The organism is Methylobacterium sp. P3_A11, assembly GCF_056403155.1.
Genome location: NZ_JBFUGA010000108.1, coordinates 1 through 19,562 on the forward strand (window position 1 = coordinate 1; position 19,562 = coordinate 19,562).

Consider the following 19,562-nt stretch of genomic DNA (forward strand, 5'->3'; position numbering starts at 1 on the left):
TCGCAGGCGCTGTCGACCCGCCAGTCGATGGGCATCTCCGCCCTCTCCCTGGCCAACTCCGCCCAGCAGGGCGTCCTCCAGCTCCTGCGCTAAGCGCTCACTCCGCCAGAACGGCTCGGCGGCCGGAGCATTGCTCCGGCCGTTCGTGTTTGTGACGTCCGGCAACTTCGGCAAGGCGCCGGGGAACCATTGAACCGCGTGGGCGGCTCGTCGGCGGAGCGCTGGCGGAAGAGGCGTCGATCGAACTTCGACCCATCAGCGTCCACCGTGATTCGCCCAAATTGGAGTCGCGTGGTGGGAGAGCTGGCGGCATAGGACGGCGCGCGGGATTGGCCGCCATTCGGCTCGCAAGGTCCAGACGCTGAGCGCGCGGGCCGGTACGCCAACGRCGGCCTCTATCTCGTGACCGGGTCCGGCGGATCGAAGCGTTGGGTGAGGCTCGACCATTGAGGAGACGCCTTCGCGGGATGGGCCTCGGCTCCGCGAGCGCGGTCTCCAGGCCCGGGCGCGGATCGCTCAGGGCATCGACCCGATCAACGCCAAGGCTACGGCTGTCGCGCGCCTTGACGCGGAATTTGCTTCGGTCCTCGATAAAGAAATTGCGTCGTGGACCTTCCTCGACCAAGTCAGCGTCTCGCCGGCAAGTTACGAGCAGCTGATATTCCGCTTTCTGAATTCGACAGGATGGGGACTGGATTACCAGGATCAGGAACACTTCATGCTGATGCGTGATCGCAAGCGCGTCGTTGTACGCCTGCAGTGGACGGATCGGGACATCGAGTGCCTTGCCGTTTCGGAGGTCGCCGCGGCGGCAGAATGCGTTGGCTGCACCACGGCTTGCGTCATCACGAATGGCGGGTTCAGCGGGGCGGCGATCGCGATGGCAGAGGAGCAGAACGTCCTGGCCCTGCACTGCTCGCAGCTCGATCTGTTGTCGGCGCGCCCGGCAACGAGCATCGCGGCCCGGCGCCAGCACAAGGAAAGCCTGCGGTTGGCGGCCTGATCGGACGCCATGCAGTGCACCTGTCCGCCCCCCAGCTGTACAGATCCCTCTTGTCGCCTGCGGCATCGGCTTCCGCAGGGAGCTTGCGCGCGATCCGCCTGCATGAGCGCAATCGGACAATTGACGGGTGCCTGGGGATCATCCGGCCGACCGCGACCAATTTAAGACAATCGTGCCGATAGCTAAGCGCGCGCGCCGCGCAGCCGGCGGGATCGGCGACAGTGAACGGTTCAGGCATTCGCCGCCTCCCTCAAATGACATCGCGTGGAACGGGACGCGCCGACGAGCACTTCGATTCCAGTAGATCGGGCAGCGCACCGGCTGCCCGCGGACATCAGGTTCCGCCACAGCTCTGATCGTCCGTCGCATTCGCAGGAGACAGGGAGAGCGCGATGACTGGCGTCGAGAAAGATGGTGTCGCTCCGTCCTTGAAGGAGGTTGCGGAGAGCGAGAAAGTCAGCAGGGAAAAGCTGATCGAGGATGGTGGGCCGCAGCAACGCAGGCCGGATGGAGAATCTTCGGCCGAAACGCGTCAGACCGGCATTGTCTCCGAAGTCGAAGAAGCCGGATGAATTTCTTCGCTGAAGGGTGCCCATGTCCTCAGCCGCGGATCCTCGCGTCCAGAGGATTTCGTTCGCTGTCACCAGCCCCGTATTGAGCCCGAGGTCGGTGAGCGCCGGCTGGCAGACGCTCAAGGATTCGCCGACACCACACAGCTGGTCGGCGACGAGGAACTCGAGTTTCATGACGCCGCTCCTTCGCGGCTCTTTCAAGTGAGGTTCGGCATCGCCTCGGTGCTGCCCCGTGATAGGCATAGCGGCCAAGGCTCCTGATGATTGTCCTATGTGAAATTCCCATGCGCACAGCCGCCGGGAGATGGCCCGCGGAGTCTTATCGAATGCTGTATTTACAATCCTAATTTGCCGATATATAGACTCCGCGGTCTGGGGAGCGTGTTTTGTAAGGAACACGCCATGACTGAAATGATGCCGATCGCGGACAACGCCGCGACACGCTTGGCTTTTGGCATTATGAGAAGTGCGTATCTCGATCTTGCGCGTACGCTGCGCAGTATCGAAGACGACACGGCTCGGGAACTGCTGCAAGCTGTAGAGCACCGTATTGCGTACCGGCTCGGGTCCTTTGAGACGGATGCACCCGACGGGGGTACGCGAAACACCGCGCTTGCTTGTGCAGCCGGACACGTCCGCGCTGTACTGCGCGAAGCGCGCGAAAACTGAGATGCGCGGGGGCCGAGAGGTCGCATCTCGACGGCCCTCGCCCTCTTGGAGGGCTTCAGGCCCTCGTCACACTTCGCTCAATCACGGATCTCGCGACTTAAGACAACATTGAGCGCCGTACCAGCCGCGCGGCACTGTTCCAGCACGAACATTGCCGTGCGGCTGGCCTCACAGGCGCGCCTCATGCGCGACCATGAGACCGTAGACGCGCCTGCGGGCGGCATTCCGCTTGGCTTTGATGCCGGCGTCGTCGAGGCAGCCGTGTCCGCCGGGCGGTGGCGCGTGCCTCCAAAGCGGGTTGACCTTGCAGCACCTGCGCGGTCGCGACGGCTCGGGCCAGATCCTGCGGCTCACCCTGGGCTAGGTTCACCTGATTCTGCCGTTGAAGTTCGAGCCGGACCGCGCCTTCCGGACGCCGATCTTCGTGGACCGGCGCATCGTCGACAGCGAGCAGATGTTCCCCGGGCGTTTCCCGCGGGCGGTGGTCGAGCGCGACACGATCCCGCTCGGCGCCTAGGCGGTGGCCGAGCAGTTCCAGCAGAGGCCGGCTCCGCGGTACGGTGGGCTGTTAAACCGGGTGGGTTTCGGGATCGTCGATGCCCTGCCGCCGATCGGGGATCGGGTGCGCTTGGGACTTTGCCGGCACGAGGAAGCGGCCCGGCGCGGATCCGGCCTGGACCGTCGGCAGTGGGATAGACCGCGGGGCAGGCCTGCATCGCGCAGATCGCGGACCACGTCACGGCGCTCGCGGGCTTCATTGTCAGCGCCATGACGTCGACCGGCTCGAAGGAGATGCGTGTCAAGCCAGTCTCCAGCTCGGTCGAGGTCGGCGACTAGATGCTGTGGTGTGCGCCTTGGAACGGCGCATTTCTGAGAACGCCAGCCGGCAGCCATGTCAATTATGGTCGACGCAGCCTCCGACACGCTCAACGCGCTGGCGTGGGTCCTGCCAGGCATGGGACTGCTCGAGTTTGACCGTCGGCAGACCGAGGACAGTCCAGCGCCAGGATCGCCGCACCAGACGTGGTTCATGCCAAGCCGTACCGTCGAGGACTCGACAATCGAACGCGTGGCGCCTGCCGGCACAGGAACGGTGATCGGATTGTCGGGGGCTCGCTATGGTCCTGACGCCAGATCACTGCCGGCCGCAACCTACCAGCGAAGATAATTTTGCATCGGCTTGCTTCCGCGGCCATGAACCAAATCGCAGCCGATGCTGAGTTGAATTCCTCTGACCCGACTAGTTATTCCGAAGCAGCATGCCTTTGAGTTTTTCAGCCACGCCATTCGGAAGCTCACGGAGAAGTGGCTTAAAAGCTATCTGCTTATAAGAGGCGATCGACTCATATTTTTCTGGGTGGACGATATCCAACGGCCATCCGATCAATGATTTATCTGTCGCATAACGCTCAAATGATTCGGAATAATCCTTCCTTTCAACATTGACATACACGAGCGCGTTTTGTTTGTACCAATAATGCACGTCATTGCGATTCCAGATTTGGGGCCTGATCACATCGAAGCACTGGTAGCCTCTTTCCGCAAACTTACTTGCCCACCAAGACTGCCACATTTCGTTAATATGGCGAAAGCCTCCTTGATAAGGTATGGCGRCGCCAAACAGCACAACATCACTGTGTCTGACCAGATTTTCGACCATTTTTTCCGAAGATTCGCTAGAAATATGTTCGGCAACCTCAAGGCTGATCGCAACATCAAATCGTCGATCTAGATTGAAACTTTGCTCAAGATCGAGTATTGTTATATTTTGTTCCGAGATTAACAGTTTATCCATGTCCGTCCAAGGGCCGTCAACGCCGTTGAATTCTGCAAATCCGAGATCCCCGGCTTTCTGCAACCAAATGCCGTCGCCACAGCCAACATCGAGCATACTTTCGGGATGAAATATGTCCAACAATATCGAAAGCGTGACTTCTGCAGATATTCTGGTTTTTTCGCTGTGCCTTTGATGCCAACTGAAATCATACATCTCAGCCTCCACGTATACCTGATGCGTAGCCGAATTTACGCTTTTACGCGGCATATCAGTGATTGATTAATCAGTATACGTCTATTAATCTCTCGTCAATACTCATATAAATAGAATATCTTTCCCGGCTTGGTTTGACAATGAAGAAAATCTAGCCGCTTAGCCCAAAATGTATCGCGTCATGACCCAAAGTTTACTTTAATTATTGATAGCCATATTCCAAGTAGCGATGCCGTCTTGCTAAGGTCAGATTATTCCTGCGCATCCTGATCTTTATTGCTGAACAAGTGCCGATTTACTAGGCAATCGAGCTGTCAGTGTTTGCATTCGCTGATGGGCGGAGTCTTTTTTGGCGGCAGAACTGGGGTGGGCGCGGAACGTTCGAACTGTGACGTAAAGCCAGGGTCTGCCCACCACCCTGAACCGAAGGTGCCGGAGGGCTGACGAATGGTTGCGTTCAGGACGCGCTGACAGCGGTCCGCACGTCTCGCATGCGTCGCAGCAAGCAGTCGGTCCTGATCTTCAGCCGTCGTTCGCGAGCTCAACGCCTTCCAGACCCGTCCTCCCGCTCCGCCGAAGCGTAACCGCAAGTGGTCTTGACCTCGCGCGGCAGCGATGCGGACCTCTCGCTCGCCCCGCGGGCCTATACCCTGACCTACCGCAGCACTGGCTCCGGCCCGATGGCGGGCCCTGAGCCTGGCTGGTCTAGCGCCCGCGCAACCTGCGCATCGACCGCATCGACGGCTTCGGACCTTGCTCCCTGGTCTGCCCTCATTGTGAAGCTAGGCTCAATCGATCAGGAGACGGACGCCGCGAGGGCCGAACCAGCACGGGCGCCTCGGCTTCGTCTCCGACACGCTCGACGACGGCTATTGCCTGATCACCGCCTAATGCCGCCGCGCCGGACGAATACACTCTTTACTCGGACGCCCCCTTCTCGACCTCGAACCACCTCCGGGGCCGCCTCGGTGAAGTGTGTTGAAAGGGCCAATGCCCGACAGGCACTCAACACCTGCCACGATGGCGAAAGAGAGCTGTGCGTTTTTGCCCCAAGTCATCGGCACTCCGCCAAGTGAGTTCAAAACCTATTTCGGTCCGCGTACCCGTTTGCTCGTGGGCTGGAGCCGGTGCGGGCCGAGCGTCTACCGTAGCCACACTTCCTAACGGAAGCCCGAGAGCAGCTGCAGGTTCGCTGTTGTCCGAGGCTATAACAATGCGCGCTCTTCTCGTCGGTGGACTCGCTCTCACTGTCATGGCAACGCCAGTCTTGGCGTTGGACGCGGGAGACACAATGCAATCTTGGGCTTCGGCATCGCCCACGGAAAAAGATAATTTACTGAGCAAGCTCGACGTGGCGAGTGGCGGACGTGCTTCGCGAGATCGTGTGCGCTCTTGCCTGGACGACACATCGAAAGCCGCCGGCCACTCGAATTTGCCGATCTCGGAGGTCGCAAAGGCTTGCTCCGAACAGGCCGCGCGAGAAAATATATAGTCTCCACAAATCGATCATGCCTGCTCGGCACTCAGAGTCCGGAGCTGGCACGAGTCGCTGAGTTCTGGTCGCCCATCTGACGCGGAAGCCACGATCGGCTGCGCGCACACCGGCTTGGTCGGGCGGCGATGGATGAGGTGTGCGGGCGGTTTGACCACTGTCCGCTTCCAGGCAAGCGCTTCCGACATTGGCCTTTCAGAATAAGCTCTATGGGGGCTGGGTGTCCCGGTGATCGATCAAAGACGATGGAGCATCGGTGATGTCGTCCATGACGAGTTGGTTCAAGGCACAGATGAACGAAGACAGCCGGTAGCCGTCGTGACGCGAGAGGGCGTTGTCAAACGCCCGGACATTCCAGAAAGGGTCGTTGGGGCGGGTGATCGGCGCAATACCGGTCAACTGAAGGCCGTGCAGAAAGCGTGCCGCCGGGCCGCTCTCGCCGGACCGACCAGGCACGAGGTCGGCGCTATCCCAGAAGTAGCCGCGCCTGGCGGCGCGCGCCATTCGGGCTCGGGTCAGCCAATGGTCGGAGCGCGGGCAGTCAAGGGCGGCATCAGCGAGGGTGGCATAGGCATGGTGCCGCTCGAGACCTGGAGCATTGAGCCCGAGAAGTTCGTGAGTCGTGCCGAAAGGCGCAGCCGAAGGTTGGGCATCAGCGAGAACGCCGGCAGCCGGCCGCGGCGGGTCGAGATTGCCGATGGTGTGCGAATCCTCGCGCGCGGTGTTCTGGAAGGGGAAGGTTGCAGCCAGCAGCGACAGGGTGCGCAGCGGCAGCGTCAGCAGGCCGGGGCCGAGGCCGACGGGCGGAGGAGGACTGCAGCTTTCGCCACGGGGCTGACGGCCCTCGAACCGTGCCGCCACACGGTCAAGAAAGCTCGCGGCCGGGCGAAAATCGAGTTTGAAGGTTGGGAACAGGTCGTGCGTCGCCCAATCGTAGTCAACGCCCGCATCGAACATGCTGTCCGTCGCCGAGAGTCGGCTCCGGATCTTCCGGCGGGCGGCGGCGAAGGCGTCGTCGACATCGAGGCCGATCCACGCGCAATCCCCGGGTCTCAGGCCGCCCGCGGGGAAAGCCAGGGCCGCAGTCACCGACATGAGGACCGGCCTCTGGTCGGCCGGAAAGTAGCCGTCGTCGTGCGCCACCTCGGAGGCCGGCGTGTTCGCGTCGGCATGGTCGGCCAGCTTCATCCAGACCTCGCGCTGGATCGCGGTCCATTTGCTCGCCTCGGAGGCGGGATTGATCAGGACCACGAGATTGCCGAGGACCGGCGGCAACGTCTCTCCGAACCGATGGCGGCGCACCGCCTTGACCACGTCGTCCTTGAGCCCGCTCGCCAGCATGTTGCCGCCGAGGCTGTGCCCGGCAACGATCAGCTTGTTGTGCGCCCCCGGCGCGCTGAGGGTCGTCTCGAGCGTGCGGAGGGCTGAGATCGCCGCAGGGGCGACGGCCTCGCTCACCGGCTTTCGATCGAACAGGGTGGCGCCGGCCGACAGGTTTCCAAAGAAACCGCCGATCGCGTTGCCGAACCAGAGCTGCAGGCCGCGTTCGTCGACCCGCGCCCCGCGCCAGCCGACATAGATGGCCGTCACATCCATGTCGCAGACGCTCGGGTCGCTCGGGCAGCGCTGTGCGAGGAAACGGGCGGCGTGGGCCGCGTAGAGGCGGAGGTCCGCCACGTTGCCGTCGCCGATCCGCGCATCGTGCCGCCAGCCGTGGACGAACGCGATCACATAGTGCGACCCCGTCGAAAGATGCTTCTTCAGCGCGTCGAGCTGAGTGATGACGGGCTTGACCATCGTGGCCGGCATGCTCTTGGCCCGCATCTCGGTTTCCATGGCGTGGCGAAGCATCGCGCTGTCGATGGCGGCGTCGCTCGCCCCTTCGCGGGAGACCAGTGCGTAAGGTTCGCCGTCCTCCTGGAACTCGATGAAGCCGAGGTGGTAGGACAGATCCTGCCCGCCGGCCTCGCGGGCCGGGACAACGTGGCGCTGAAGGGCGCAGYGCAGCCGTGTCGCCCACCGCGCATCCGTCGCGATCACCGCGCCTTCGTCGTTGCTCGCGTCGACCCAGCCGTCGCCATCGGACTCCATCGTCGCCCGCAAGGTCTCGCGGCCAGTATCGGCGAGGACCGTCCAACCCCTCGCGAGCCCGTCGCGGCATTCGGCAAGGCTCGGATCGAGGTTGCGATAGGCGTGCGCTTTGTCGGTCGAAAGCACGACGTAGTTCAGAAACAGGATCCCGAGGGCGCCGAGGACGAGCGCGCCGGCAATCCGGATCGTGGTACGCAGCGCGTATACGACCCCACGGACCGGCCTGATGGCAATCCGCCGTGGGGAGCGCCGCTGTTCGGCCTGCGCCGTCACCCGTTCCACGCTCATTGCGCCCCCACCCTGACTGAAGGCACCGACGGTTGCCGCAACAGTCGGAACACATACGGCGTCATCGGGATTTCTCTTTGCCGTGCTCCTCTTTCGACGTCGACTCTCCGATACGAGGCGGGCGATGATGATCCAGTCCCGGTAACTGCTCAGCGCGGAGCGCGAAATCCCAACGATCGAACCGGAAGGGATGTCTCATGAGGCGCGCAATTCTGCCGGCTGTCGCACTCCTCGCCGGCACGGGCGTGGCCATGGCCTCCTTATCGAGCATTGTCGGCGCCTGGGGGCACGATTTTGTCGTCACGCCGTTCGAGCCGATGCAGCTCATGGTCGCGATGGCGACCGATAAGATCACCGGCAAGCAATTCAACGTCATCAAGATGCCGGATGGTCACGTGATGGCGGTCGTGCCCTTCGAACAGATGACGAAGATTCCAGAAATCGACCGCAAAAGCTTGATGCCTGTGAAGGTTGGACGATGAGCGATGGAACGCCGACTCATTGGCTGGTCGGAAGCCTGAGGCAGGATAGCCAACACGGACCGGCTTCGGTCACGACCGGACCGTCCGATGTTCCAGCGGACCTCGTCCGAAGCGGACAAGCGTCCTTCTGCCAGGTGCGGAGTAGCCGCCGCGACCAGCTGAACGTCGCGGTTGGGTGGATTTCCGCCGGTCGGCTTGCGATCGGAGTGGCGTGAGAGAGCTCTCGACGACCTGTTGCGAAGCCGCAGCAGGAAATGCGACGCGGCGTATCAGTCAATCGGATTGCCGAAGCCGATGCCGCCACCCTTTAAGGTTGCGTTGGTCGATCACGACCCTCGGTGGTCGGCATCGGCCCAGACGGAAGCTTCGGTTCTGCAGGCTGCACTTTGCCCAAACCTGCTGACCGTCCACCACGTTAGATAAACGGCTGTCCCAGGCTTGAGGACAAAGCCCATTCTCGACCTCCTACCTGTTGCCCGAGGTCTTGACGACCTGGACCTCAGGAGGAATGTTCTCGAACAGGCCTGCTACGAATTGTGGGGTGAATTCGGGCCTTCCGGACGGCGTTACGCTGCGAAGACTGAGCCGGACACTGGACGGCGTCTTGTTCAACTGCATTGCTGCGGCGTCGACGCGCCGGATATCGACCGCCATCTCGCGTTTCGGAGCTACCTACGCAAAAGACCGGGGATTGTTGCCGTCTACCAACACGAGAAGGCGCATTGCCGAGAACTTCATCCCGACGACTCCCAAGACTATGGCGCGGGCAAGAGTGCGTGGATCGAAGCTGTCCAAGCCGCGGCCTTGGCCGATTGGCAACGTTCCTGAGTGAGTCGAAGCCGCTTCCTTGAAGGAGGCGACGGCTTTCAGGCTCAGCCGAGGTTGCCGATCGGGGCCACATCGACGTCGGCGGCCCGCAGCGTGGCGATCGCCTCAAGGATCAGGTCGGTGTCGTCAACTGCCGCTAGGCCAGCGCGGTCAGGATCCAGGTGCGCGCCTTCGCCATGAGGTGTCCATCCCCCGCTGACGGGTCCGAGGCGATCACACGATCGATGATCTGGCGGGCATCCGTGTCGCTCATACCAAGTCCCTGCGCGAAGCTACGCAACCGCTCCATCAGGCGCCTGGCGGTCGACTCTTGGTCGGAATTGGGATGGATGCCGCTCATCCCTTCACCGAATGCGCCCGAAAGTTCGCGATCCGGACCAGATTGGACGCTCCAGTTGCCCCGTCGGCGGTCGACGCCTCGTCCGCACGGGCTCTGGTCCGCGATGTCTCGACATGATCGAGAGTGAAGCCCTCGGCGGGCGGGTGCGATTCGGCGGCGAGGTCGGGCAGCACCGCGTCCGCCGCGGCAACTGACTCCTGGTCGCTGGCCTCCAGGGCTCTGCGAAGCTCTGAGACAATCGGCGCTTCCTCGACCATCGCATCCCGTTCTCTGGTGGGGCAGATGGTGGGCTAGACCGCCGGCCGGCGGAATTTACGCCGCGCGGTCGATGCCCGCTGGCGGAAGGGGTGGGATTCGAACCCACGGTGGAGTTGCCCCCACGGCGGTTTTCAAGACCGCTGCCTTAAACCACTCGGCCACCCTTCCTGGCGGTATCCGCGGCCTCACGGTTAGGGCCGTGGTGGAGGTCGCGTCAACCGCAGAACAACCGGTTGACCTCTCGAAGCATTCCGCATATCCCACCGCCCACGCCCGAAGCCGCTCGATGCGGCACGGGCGTCGCTCTGTCATCTCGAACTTCGGATGCACCGGGCTGACGGCTGATTGGGGGATAGTTTAACGGTAGAACGGTGGACTCTGACTCCTCTAGTCCTGGTTCGAATCCAGGTCCCCCAGCCACACAGGCAGCCCGCCCGATCCTGGATCTGGCGGGTTTTTTGTTGCCTCTAGTCCAGGGTCAGCAGGGGATAGCCATGATCATCACCCATCCCGAAGTCCGGGATTGGACTTGGCCGTGCTCGGTCGATCGATTGACGCCCCGTAGCGCGGCTGCCTGAATCGGACCCTGTATCGTCGCAAGCCTCAGAGGGTCGGGGGACGCGCGATCATCGGCAAGGATGCGCTCTCAGCGCTGCTGCTCCAAGCTGTCCTGGGTTTCACGCTGCCCGCCAAGCCCTCAGTCATTCAGGCGGGGTCATCGGCACCGAGCATCCGTCGGACGGCCCTGGCTCACCAGCTTCTAGCCCGCCTCGGCTACGACCTGCCAAGCGGTCCGCTCGCCGGACCCGGCGCCTTCGTGGAGGCGGTCGTCCAGGGCGATTTCCACCGCGACAACGGCTCCTCGCTGAAGGCGTCGGGCCACGCGGTCGTCAACGCCAACCTGCACTACGCCACGGCGCTGACGGCCGGTTACGCGAAACGGCTCAGCCTGCACCTTGAGGTATACAACCTGTTCGGCACGACCGACGTCGCCTCCGCACAGAACCTCGCCAACGGGATCAGCGGCCCGACCGGCCTCCAGAACCGCACCGCCGCGCTGGCGACCACCGGATCGGTGTTCGCGGGTGCGCCGCGAAACATCGTCGGCGGGATGCGGCTGGCATTTTGATAACCGCGCGCGGGACCGCGCGTGGTGTCAAGGCCGAGCTTGCACTATGCTCCGGCGGTCGATCGCCGGGGCTGGGCGTGCCTGCGGTCCGGTCCGCGGGGCGGGGACCTCTGGCATGAACGGGCGCGATACTCGAATGCGGCGGCGAACCGTCATCGCTGGCCTGCCGTGGGTCCTGTCGGGATGGCCCTCCGCAGCCGGGGCGCAGACGCGGGGCCACGTGGCCGCGTTCTGGCCGTTCGCGGAGAGCGATGCCGAAGGTCGAGCCCTGGCGGCGGCGTTCCACGGCGCGCTGCGTGACCGCGGCCAGGCGGACCTGGCCATCGAGGATCGGTGGGACGGGGCCGACCCCGAGCGGACACGCGCCCTGGCGGCAGAACTCGTCGCCCGGCAGCCGCGGGTCATCTTCACGTATCTCAGTGCGCAGCTTTCCGCGGTGTCCGCCTTGACCCGGGACATCCCGATCGTGTTCGTCGGAGCCTCCAATCCAGTCGGCTTCGGCTATGCCGTGAGCCTCCAGCGGCCGGGCGGCAACATCACGGGATTCACGCTGTACGAGCCGATGCTGGGGGGCAAATGGCTCGCGGCCCTGAAGGAGGCAGTGCCGACCCTGCGCCGCGTGACCCTGCTGTCGAATCCGAGCACCGTGGTCAAAGGCAACAATCTCTACGCGGAGCACTTCCAGGCCACGGCAGCCAGCCTCGGGATCGAACCCACCGTCGTGAAGGTCGAGACGGCCGACGCCATCGAACCGGTCATCTCGGATCTGGCACGCCAGGGTCAGGCCGGGATCATCGTCGCGCCGGGCACCTTCAGCGAGGCCAACGGCGACCACATCGTCGCACTGGCCGCCAGCCATCGGATCCCGGCCGTGTTCGCCATCCAGCGCTTCGCCCGGCGCGGCGGCCTGATGTCGTACGGTCCGGATCCGGTCGAGGTGGTCCGACGGGCCGCGACTTATGTCGACCGCATCCTCCACGGCGACAACCCGGCGTCCCTGCCGATCCAGGCGCCCACGAAGTTCGACTTCATCGTGAACCTCAAGACGGCGCGCAGCCTCGGCGTGGACATCACGTCGGCCCTCCTCGCCCAAGCCGACGAGATCGTCGAGTGACGGCGCCGCGCCTGCTCGCTGTCCCGGCGGAGTCCAACACGGTGCCGCGCTGGCTCCGGCTGCCGCTCTCGGCGAAGTTCGCCGTGGCCTTCGTGGGCCTCGTCAGCCTGGTGCTGCTCATCAACGGCGCCGTCGATCTGACGCTGAACTACCAGGACGCCAAGCGGACGGCGATCGAGACGCAGCGCACCAAAGCCCGGGCGGCGGCCGAACGCGTCGAGGCCTTCCTCGCCGGGATCGAGAGCCAGATCGGCTGGACGACCCGCGCCGAATGGCGGCGGGTCTCCGCCGAGCAGCAGCGCTACGATTTCATCCGGCTCCTGCGTCAGGCGCCGGCGATCACCGAGGTGGCCTACCTCGATCCAGCCGGCAAGGAACAGCTGCGAGTGTCGCGGCTGGAGCCCGACGTCATCGCGAGCGGCAAGGATTTCTCCACCTCGCCACGGTTCACCCAGGCGCTGAGCCAGAAGACATGGTTCGGCCCCGTCTATTTCCGGCGGGGCTCGGAACCGTACATGACCGTGTCGGTGGCGCATGCCGGGCGCGACCCGGGCGTCACCGTCGCCGAGGTCAACCTGAAGCTGATCTGGGACGTCGTCAGCGCCATCAACGTCGGCGACCACGGCTACGCCTTCGTGACGACTGCGACCGGACGGCTGATCGCGCATCCGGATCTCAGCTTGGTCCTGCGCGACACGGACCTGTCCGGCCTTCCGGAGGTCGCGACGGCGCTGCCCGGCTCCCGGACGGCCGGGCAGGACTATGAGATCACAACGGGAATCGACGGTGGCTGGGTTCTGGCGGCGCATGCCAGCATCCCCCGTGTCGACTGGATCGTGTTTGTCCAGGAATCACTGCGCGACGCGATGGGACCGGCCCTGGAATCGGTCATTCAGACCACGTCGCTGATGGGACTCGGCGTGCTGCTCGCGACCGTGGCGGGCACCTTCCTGGCCCGGCGCATGGTCGTTCCCATCCGCCAGCTCGAGGACGGTGCGGAGCGCTTCGGCGCCGGAGACCTGTCCGAGCGCATCGTGATCCGCACCGGCGACGAGATCGAGACCCTGGCCCATCGCTTCAACACCATGGCGAGCCGGGTGCAGGATTCCTACGAGACCCTGGAGGCGAAGGTCGAAGAGCGGACCCGCGACCTCAACCGGTCACTCGACGATCTTCAGAAGGCGCAGAGCCGTCTCGTCCAGTCCGAGAAGCTCGCGTCGCTGGGGCAGCTCACCGCCGGCATCGCCCACGAAATCAAGAACCCACTGAACTTCGTCAACAACTTCGCCTCGCTGTCGAAGGAACTCGTGGACGAGCTTCGGGATGTGCTCGAACCGACCGCCCTCGATCCGGAGATGCGGCGGGAGGTCGACGAGATCGCCGAACTTCTGAAGGGCAACCTCGACAAGGTGGTCCAGCACGGCAAGCGTGCGGATTCCATCGTCAAGAACATGCTGCTGCATTCGCGCACCGGATCGAGCGAGCATCGCCCGGTCGAGGTCAATGCACTGGTCGAGGAGAGCCTGAATCTTGCGTATCACGGTGCCCGGGCGGCCAAGCCCGGATTCAACGTGACCCTCGTGCGCGACTACGATCCTGCCGCCGGGATCGCCGACATCTACCCCCAGGAGATCACGCGGGTCCTTCTCAACCTGATGTCGAATGGTTTCTATGCCACCGAGAAGAAGGCCGAGGGCGCTGAGCAGGGCTACGAGCCGACGCTCTCGGTCAGCACCCGGGATCGGGGCGATGGCATCGAGATCCGCGTGCGCGACAACGGCACCGGCATTCCCGAGGGCGTCAAGGCCAAGATGTTCGACCCGTTCTTCACCACAAAGCCGGCCGGAGAGGGCACGGGCCTCGGCCTGTCCCTGAGCCACGATATCGTGGTCAAACAGCACGGCGGAACGATCGACATCGCTACAGAGCCGGGCGCGTACACGGAATTCACCCTCATCGTGCCGCGCCAGGGCGCGACGATGGCCGGGCCTATGTACGCCGCGCCCCCAGGATCGGCGACGGAGGCCGAGAGCAAACCATGAACGTCTTGATCCTCGTCGTCGACGACGAACCCGACGTCACCGACCTGTTCCGCCAGCAGTTTCGCCGCGAGCTGCGTGCCGGCCGCTTCGCGATGGACTTCGCGCATTCGGCCGCCGAGGCCCTCGAGCGCATCACGGGGTCCACCGGGCCGAGCCTGATCCTGATGTTCTCGGACATCAACATGCCCGGGATGACTGGCCTCGAATTGCTGCCGCTGGTGCGCGAAGCCCGGCCCGACGTGCCGGTGATCATGATCACGGCCTACGGCGATGCCGAGACGCGCGCGAAGGTCCAGGCCGCCGGTGCGGTGGGCCTGATCACCAAGCCCATCGATTTCGCCCTGCTGAAGGCCGAGATCGACAGCCGCCTGGCCGCGTTCGCGGGGGCCGAATGACCCCGGGCCGCACCGGTGCCAAGATCCTCGTCGTCGACGACGAACCGGATCTCGAGGCGCTGATCACCCAGAAATTCCGTCGGCAGATCCGCCAGGGCGTGGTCGCGTTCCTGTTCGCCCATGACGGGCAGGAGGCGCTGGAACGGCTTGCGGAGCACCGCGACGTCGATCTGGTCGTCTCCGACATCAACATGCCCCGCATGGATGGGCTCACGCTGCTCGCCAAGCTGCAGGACCTCGCCGAGCGGCCGTCCACCATCATCGTCTCGGCCTACGGCGACATGGCCAACATCCGCACAGCGATGAACCGGGGCGCCTTCGACTTCCTGACGAAGCCGATCGACTTCACCGATCTCGAGACGACGATCGAGCGGACCTTGCGGCACGTCGAGGAGTTGCGCGAAGGACGGCGGCGGCAATCGCTGGCCGAACGCGCCCATGCCTCCCTGGCGCGGTACTTCTCGCCGAACCTCGCCGAGCGGCTCGCCGGGGACGCGTCGGGCCTGGAACTCGGCGGCCACCGGCGCGACGTGGCCTCCCTGTTCACGGACATCGCCGGCTTCACGGGTCTGGTGGAGAGCCTCGATCCGCTGCAGCTCGCCGAGATCCTGAACGGCTATTTCGCCGAGATGACCGATGTGGTGTTCGCCCACGAGGGCACGGTGGCCAAGATCGTGGGCGACGCGCTGCACGTGCTGTTCGGCGCGCCGGGCGACCAGCCCGACCATGCCGCCCGGGCGGTCGACTGCGCGCTCGCCCTCGATCAGGCGGCGGAGGGCTTCCGGAGCCGCTGGCGCGAGCGCGGGATCGAGATCGGCGTGACCCGGATCGGCGTCCATGCCGGGCCGGCGATCGTGGGGAATTTCGGCGGCGGCCGATACTTCGATTACACGGCCTATGGCGACACCATCAACACCGCGGCGCGCCTCGAGAACGCCAACAAGGCCTTCGGGACACGGATCTGCGTCAGCGAGGCCGTCGTTATCCGGGCCGGGCAGTTCCGCGGTCGCCCCCTCGGGGATCTGCTCCTGCGCGGCAAGCAGACGTCGCTGCGCGCCTACGAACCCCTCACGGAAGCCGCCTATGACGGCACCCTGCTCGATCGGTATCAGGAGGCCTACGCGAAGCTCGAGGCCGGCGAAGCGGGAGCCCTGTCGGCCTTCGCGGCCCTGGTCGGACTGCGTGCGGACGACGGGGTCGCGGCCTTTCACCTGAAACGCCTCCTGAACGGTGCGAGCGGGAGCCGGGTGGAGGTCCGCTGACGGTCGCCCCGGCGGACCCGCATAGCAGGTCCGCGACAGCCCGGACGTAAGGCGGCGCATGGTAGGGTCTTCCGGGGCGCGAACGAAGCCTCGCCCGGCCGAGGCGGTCGGACGGGTCGTCGGCGGGAGAGCGATGCATGAGACGACGCGACGTCATCGCGGGCCTGGGCGGTACGGCCGCGTGGCCGTCGCTGGCCATGGGTCAGGCAAAGGGCCAGCGTCGTCTGGGGATCCTGCTGGTCTACGGCGCAGACCATCCCGACAGCGCCGTGATCGACGAGACACTCCGGGAAAGCCTCCAGCGCGCCGGCTGGACCTGGGGGCAGAACCTCGCGGTCGATCTGCATTACGGCAATGGCGACGCCGAGCGGATGCGCCGGCAGGCCGAGGAGATCCTGGCGCGCAATCCCGACGTCGTGCTCGCGCAGGGCGTTGTCGGAGCGACCGCGCTCCAGCGGTCCACGACGACCACGCCGGTCGTGTTCATGATGCTTCAGGATCCGGTGGGCGGCGGCTTCGTGTCCAGCCTAGCACGACCCGGCGGCAATCTCACCGGCTTCACAAACTTCGACTTCACCCTCGTCGGCAAATGGCTTCAGCTGCTCAAGGAACTCAGCCCCGGCGTCGTGCGGGCGCTGGCGCTGCTCAATCCGGACTATCCTGCGCGCCTCGCGGGCTATGCGGCCGAGCTGGCGCGCATCGGCCCGGAGCTTGGTATCCAGGCTCAGATCGCAGGCGTGCACGATGCCGCCGAGATCGAGGCGGCGATCACCCGCTTCGCCGAGCAGCCGAAAAGCGGGCTGATCGCGCTGCCGGACGCGGTGACGGGCGTCTACGGTCCGCAGATCGTGGAACTGGCCGCCACGTATCACCTGCCCGCGGTCTATGCCTACGCGGCACCGGTGCGTCTCGGCGGACTTGCCGCCTACACGACCAGCGTCGAGCAGGACGTCCAGCGGGCGGCCGGCTATGTCGATCGGATCCTGCGCGGCGCCGTCGCTGGCGACCTTCCCGTCCAGGCGAGCGATCGATTTCTGATGCTGCTGAACCTGAAGACGGCGGCCACCCTCGGGCTAACCATCTCGCCCTCCCTGATGGCGAAGGTGGACGAGCTGGTCGATTAGCGGGCGGCACCGCCGCGCGGACGCAGGAGCGCCGCCCGTGGTGCCGCGATGGCCTGTCTTGGCGGGACCGATCAGCTGAAGGCCGGCAGGCGCCCGTCCGGCGAGTAACGGTCGATGGCAGACGGGAGGTCGCGCGAGAGTCGCGCCAGCAGCTCGCTCCTGCTCAAGCCGGTCCGCTGCTCGAGGGCCTCGAGGGTCTCCGGCCCGATCACGCGCTCGAGATCGGCGGTCGGGATATCGCGGTTCGGCCCGTGGTCGATCCAGGATCGCGCGGTCTCGGCGTGGCCGCCCTTCGTGAAGTGGTCGACGAGTTCGGTCAGGCCGCCGGCGATGAGACCGCCGACCCCCGCCGAGCCGGCGCTGCCGAGTAGCCGCTCCAGATTCGCCGGCGTGGTGGACCCGGTTGCGGTCGATACCTGCGGCGGCGGCGACCGGGGCGCATCCTTGGCGTGGCCGCCGAGCCACTCCGCGATCCGATCGCGGTTCTGGTAGCCGGCCACGGCCAGCAGGCCCAGCAGGGCGGTCATCGAGGGATATCCCTTGCTCATCGCGTCATCCTTCCTTGGTGCGGGCCGTAGCCCGGGTGATACGGCGGTGGGCCGCCGCAACGGGTCACGCCCCCTTGGACGCGGTGTCGGCGGCGACGGCCCTGCCGGCCAGCGCCGACCCGTCATCCGTGCTCCGGCCCGCCGTGATGGCGCGCTTCACGGTCGAGCGCGCCGCATCGATGGCGATGGCCGCAGCCGACATGGTCCGGGCCTCGGTCGGCCGCTCCAGGGCGTGCTTGGCGATGTCGCCCGCGAGGTCGTCGATCTCGCGAGCCAGGATCTCGAGGCGTCCGGCGTTGCCGGTCTCCTGCGCCTCCTGGCGGATCTGCAGCAGCCGGTCGGTCGCCTCCTCGGTGCGCTCGCGCCGCAGGCGTGACAGGCGCTGACCGATCCACGCCAGCGCAGAGCCGATGCCACCCCCGAGAAAGGCGACCAGGTAGATCCAGGTCTCGTATCGCTCGATGAAGCTCTGCTGCTCGCGCTCGAAGTAGTCGACCGCGCCGGGATGGATCGGCAGCCGGGCACTGGTCGCCCCGACGGTGCTGTCGTAGGCGGGCGCCTGCACGTAGTCGGCGGCGGGGGTCACATTGGCCATGCCGCTGCGCAGTTCGAAGAGGTTCTGGGTGACATCGGCCGCGACCGAACGGGCGAGGTTCGAGCGCGCCATCAGCCGGTACGAGGCCCCGACCGTATGCACATCGTCGGCCGGAACCTTGGGGCTGCCGCCGAAGGTCTCGGCGGGCATGGTCACGACCTGCAGCCGCGGCATCCGGGCGACGATGGCCTCGGCATTCTCGACATCGACGAACGAAACTTTGCGGTTACGGCTCACCGACTGGATGAGGCCGACGATTCGCTGGGCGGTCGGCGCCGTCGGCGCCGTGACCGAGATCACCGCGTCGATCCGCTTGCGGGCGAAGGCAGCGGCGAGGTCGCTCTCCGCCAATTCGATCAGGGCGACCTGACGTGGCTGCAGGGCGCCCTCCGGCTCCGGCGCGACCAGGGTCAGACCGTAATGATCGAGCATGGCGCGGATGAGCGCCTCGTCGGCGTCCCGATGGGCGAGGATCGCGAGCCGCTTGCGATCCAGGTCGGGGAAGCGGTCGATGCCGGAGGCCTCGGGTGCGGCGATGATCAGCGCCTGATCGCGCAGGATGGCGAGGGTCAGGCCGTTGTCGGGGAGATCGACATCGGGACGCACGATCGCCAGATCGACGCGTCCGTCGCGCAGCGCCTCGGCGCTGTCCCGGACGTCGTCGAAGGGCAGGATCCGCAGGCGGATCTCCTTGTGGCGCTTGGCCAGGGCATCGGCATAGGCCTGGATCAGGGCCGGCTCTGTGCCGTCGCGCGGCGCCACTGCGACGGTCAGGACGGTGGCGCGCGAGGCCCAGTAGGCCACGGCGGCACCGGCGATCAGCATAATGGCAAGCGCCAGGAAGACGAATTCCTGACGCAGAAAAAGGTGGCCGACGCGCCTCACGGCCTCTGCTCGCGCAGGTGGCACGATCCGATCGGGCGGCGGGCACGCCAGCGGCGGGTCGCCGGACGGACCGGCGCGGCGCGCAACGACGACGTGCCGGTCCTATGTGCTGGGCCGCGTCGGGTCACCGTTCAGGATGTCCGGCCGCTGCGATCACGCCGTGCGTGACGGCGACCGAGGTGGACGACGAGCCCGGGGACGACGGACGCCGTCAGGGTCTTGCGCGGCATCGGATGGGCTCCTGTATCGGGCTGCTGGGGCTTCTGCGATCCGGGGGTGGGGCCGGTCCGGCCGGCCCCATCCGGCCGCGGTCAGTGCGTGCCGGTGATCTTGTCGGCGAGGGTCTTGGCGCCGTCCTTGACGTCGCCGACCGTCTTCTGCGCCTCGCCCTTCAGCTCCTGCGCCTTGCCCTCGGCCACGAGCTTGTCGTTGCCGGTGGCCTTGCMGGCCGCCTG

At 65.4% G+C, this 19,562-nt stretch carries 19 protein-coding genes and 2 tRNA genes; 12 read left to right on the top strand and 9 right to left on the bottom strand.

From position 1 onward, the window contains the following. The first annotated feature begins 598 nt into the window (after window positions 1–598). On the top strand, window positions 599–1,003 hold the full coding sequence (locus AC1DXK_RS25285; protein WP_477299396.1) for a restriction endonuclease: 405 nt from the start codon (window positions 599–601) through the stop codon (window positions 1,001–1,003). Window positions 1,004–1,233: 230 nt separating this feature from the next. Here the strand turns inward: AC1DXK_RS25285 and AC1DXK_RS25290 are convergent, their stop codons facing one another. Then, window positions 1,234–1,749: a hypothetical protein gene (locus AC1DXK_RS25290; protein ID WP_457105994.1), complete on the bottom strand. Its 516-nt coding sequence runs from the start codon at window positions 1,747–1,749 to the stop codon at window positions 1,234–1,236. 228 nt (window positions 1,750–1,977) lie between these two features. Here AC1DXK_RS25290 and AC1DXK_RS25295 point away from each other — a divergent pair, with 228 nt between their 5' ends. Next, window positions 1,978–2,244 (top strand): hypothetical protein, encoded by a 267-nt coding sequence (locus AC1DXK_RS25295; protein ID WP_457105993.1) that lies wholly within the window; start codon window positions 1,978–1,980, stop codon window positions 2,242–2,244. 382 nt (window positions 2,245–2,626) lie between these two features. Beyond that, window positions 2,627–2,761, top strand: coding sequence for a hypothetical protein (locus AC1DXK_RS25300; RefSeq protein ID WP_457105992.1), 135 nt, complete (start codon window positions 2,627–2,629; stop codon window positions 2,759–2,761). Window positions 2,762–3,484: 723 nt separating this feature from the next. Here AC1DXK_RS25300 and AC1DXK_RS25305 read toward each other — a convergent pair. Both AC1DXK_RS25305 and AC1DXK_RS25310 read right to left on the bottom strand, forming a co-directional pair. Continuing rightward, a complete protein-coding gene (locus tag AC1DXK_RS25305; RefSeq protein ID WP_477299392.1) occupies window positions 3,485–4,234 on the bottom strand; it encodes a methyltransferase domain-containing protein in 750 nt (249 codons plus the stop codon). Between the two features lie 1,699 nt (window positions 4,235–5,933). Beyond that, on the bottom strand, window positions 5,934–8,105 hold the full coding sequence (locus tag AC1DXK_RS25310; RefSeq protein ID WP_477299393.1) for a hypothetical protein: 2,172 nt from the start codon (window positions 8,103–8,105) through the stop codon (window positions 5,934–5,936). A gap of 197 nt (window positions 8,106–8,302) precedes the next feature. Here AC1DXK_RS25310 and AC1DXK_RS25315 point away from each other — a divergent pair, with 197 nt between their 5' ends. Together AC1DXK_RS25315 and AC1DXK_RS25320 are read left to right on the top strand one after the other, a co-directional pair. Next, window positions 8,303–8,587 carry a hypothetical protein gene (locus AC1DXK_RS25315; RefSeq protein WP_457105989.1) on the top strand — a complete coding sequence of 95 codons (285 nt, stop codon included), beginning with the start codon at window positions 8,303–8,305 and terminating at the stop codon, window positions 8,585–8,587. A 438-nt stretch (window positions 8,588–9,025) separates the two neighbouring features. Continuing rightward, on the top strand, window positions 9,026–9,415 hold the full coding sequence (locus AC1DXK_RS25320; RefSeq protein WP_477299394.1) for a GrpB family protein: 390 nt from the start codon (window positions 9,026–9,028) through the stop codon (window positions 9,413–9,415). A gap of 136 nt (window positions 9,416–9,551) precedes the next feature. Here the strand turns inward: AC1DXK_RS25320 and AC1DXK_RS25325 are convergent, their stop codons facing one another. From AC1DXK_RS25325 to AC1DXK_RS25335, 3 genes are all read right to left on the bottom strand, one after another. After that, a complete protein-coding gene (locus tag AC1DXK_RS25325) occupies window positions 9,552–9,755 on the bottom strand; it encodes a hypothetical protein (protein WP_457105987.1) in 204 nt (67 codons plus the stop codon). After that, window positions 9,752–10,012 carry a hypothetical protein gene (locus AC1DXK_RS25330; RefSeq protein ID WP_457105986.1) on the bottom strand — a complete coding sequence of 87 codons (261 nt, stop codon included), beginning with the start codon at window positions 10,010–10,012 and terminating at the stop codon, window positions 9,752–9,754. Before AC1DXK_RS25330 ends, AC1DXK_RS25325 begins: the two co-directional genes overlap by 4 nt. Window positions 10,013–10,091: 79 nt before the next feature. After that, window positions 10,092–10,181, bottom strand: a tRNA-Ser gene (locus AC1DXK_RS25335). A gap of 178 nt (window positions 10,182–10,359) precedes the next feature. On the opposite strand from AC1DXK_RS25335, the gene AC1DXK_RS25340 reads away from it, so the two are divergent. The 7 genes from AC1DXK_RS25340 to AC1DXK_RS25370 all read left to right on the top strand — a co-directional run bounded on the left by AC1DXK_RS25340 (window position 10,360) and on the right by AC1DXK_RS25370 (window position 17,079). After that, a tRNA-Gln gene (locus AC1DXK_RS25340) sits at window positions 10,360–10,433 on the top strand. 397 nt (window positions 10,434–10,830) lie between these two features. After that, window positions 10,831–11,142 carry a hypothetical protein gene (locus tag AC1DXK_RS25345; RefSeq protein WP_457105985.1) on the top strand — a complete coding sequence of 104 codons (312 nt, stop codon included), beginning with the start codon at window positions 10,831–10,833 and terminating at the stop codon, window positions 11,140–11,142. Window positions 11,143–11,278: 136 nt separating this feature from the next. Next, complete coding sequence (locus AC1DXK_RS25350; RefSeq protein ID WP_457105984.1) at window positions 11,279–12,256, top strand: ABC transporter substrate-binding protein; 978 nt, start codon at window positions 11,279–11,281, stop codon at window positions 12,254–12,256. Then, window positions 12,253–14,298 carry a sensor histidine kinase gene (locus AC1DXK_RS25355; protein WP_457105983.1) on the top strand — a complete coding sequence of 682 codons (2,046 nt, stop codon included), beginning with the start codon at window positions 12,253–12,255 and terminating at the stop codon, window positions 14,296–14,298. Before AC1DXK_RS25350 ends, AC1DXK_RS25355 begins: the two co-directional genes overlap by 4 nt. Then, entirely contained in the window at window positions 14,295–14,693 is a 399-nt protein-coding gene (locus tag AC1DXK_RS25360) for a response regulator (RefSeq protein ID WP_477299395.1), read from the top strand. The genes AC1DXK_RS25355 and AC1DXK_RS25360 overlap by 4 nt, the downstream gene beginning before the upstream one ends. After that, window positions 14,690–15,955, top strand: a complete 1,266-nt coding sequence (locus tag AC1DXK_RS25365) for an adenylate/guanylate cyclase domain-containing protein (protein WP_457105981.1) — start codon at window positions 14,690–14,692, stop codon at window positions 15,953–15,955. Before AC1DXK_RS25360 ends, AC1DXK_RS25365 begins: the two co-directional genes overlap by 4 nt. Before the next feature lie 137 nt (window positions 15,956–16,092). Continuing rightward, the gene (locus AC1DXK_RS25370; protein WP_457105980.1) at window positions 16,093–17,079 is read left to right on the top strand and encodes an ABC transporter substrate-binding protein; all 987 of its coding nucleotides are present in this window, start codon (window positions 16,093–16,095) and stop codon (window positions 17,077–17,079) included. Between the two features lie 71 nt (window positions 17,080–17,150). Here AC1DXK_RS25370 and AC1DXK_RS25375 read toward each other — a convergent pair whose 3' ends face one another. From AC1DXK_RS25375 to AC1DXK_RS25385, 3 genes are all read right to left on the bottom strand, one after another. After that, window positions 17,151–17,627, bottom strand: coding sequence for a YidB family protein (locus tag AC1DXK_RS25375; RefSeq protein ID WP_457105979.1), 477 nt, complete (start codon window positions 17,625–17,627; stop codon window positions 17,151–17,153). Between the two features lie 64 nt (window positions 17,628–17,691). After that, a complete protein-coding gene (locus tag AC1DXK_RS25380; RefSeq protein WP_457105978.1) occupies window positions 17,692–19,107 on the bottom strand; it encodes a TAXI family TRAP transporter solute-binding subunit in 1,416 nt (471 codons plus the stop codon). A 311-nt stretch (window positions 19,108–19,418) separates the two neighbouring features. Beyond that, window positions 19,419–19,562: CsbD family protein (locus AC1DXK_RS25385; RefSeq protein ID WP_477299397.1), on the bottom strand; the 144-nt coding region annotated here is incomplete at its 5' end.

Bases quoted from the DNA above. Each gene is read 5' to 3' on its own strand.
- AC1DXK_RS25370 (WP_457105980.1), top strand. From the start codon at position 16,093: ATGAGACGACGCGACGTCATCGCGGGCCTGGGCGGTACGGCCGCGTGG.
- AC1DXK_RS25360 (WP_477299395.1), top strand. From the start codon at position 14,295: ATGAACGTCTTGATCCTCGTCGTCGACGACGAACCCGACGTCACCGAC.
- AC1DXK_RS25290 (WP_457105994.1), bottom strand. From the start codon at position 1,749: ATGAAACTCGAGTTCCTCGTCGCCGACCAGCTGTGTGGTGTCGGCGAA.
- AC1DXK_RS25375 (WP_457105979.1), bottom strand. From the start codon at position 17,627: ATGAGCAAGGGATATCCCTCGATGACCGCCCTGCTGGGCCTGCTGGCC.
- AC1DXK_RS25325 (WP_457105987.1), bottom strand. From the start codon at position 9,755: ATGAGCGGCATCCATCCCAATTCCGACCAAGAGTCGACCGCCAGGCGC.
- AC1DXK_RS25365 (WP_457105981.1), top strand. From the start codon at position 14,690: ATGACCCCGGGCCGCACCGGTGCCAAGATCCTCGTCGTCGACGACGAA.
- AC1DXK_RS25330 (WP_457105986.1), bottom strand. From the start codon at position 10,012: ATGGTCGAGGAAGCGCCGATTGTCTCAGAGCTTCGCAGAGCCCTGGAG.
- AC1DXK_RS25315 (WP_457105989.1), top strand. From the start codon at position 8,303: ATGAGGCGCGCAATTCTGCCGGCTGTCGCACTCCTCGCCGGCACGGGC.
- AC1DXK_RS25295 (WP_457105993.1), top strand. From the start codon at position 1,978: ATGACTGAAATGATGCCGATCGCGGACAACGCCGCGACACGCTTGGCT.
- AC1DXK_RS25350 (WP_457105984.1), top strand. From the start codon at position 11,279: ATGCGGCGGCGAACCGTCATCGCTGGCCTGCCGTGGGTCCTGTCGGGA.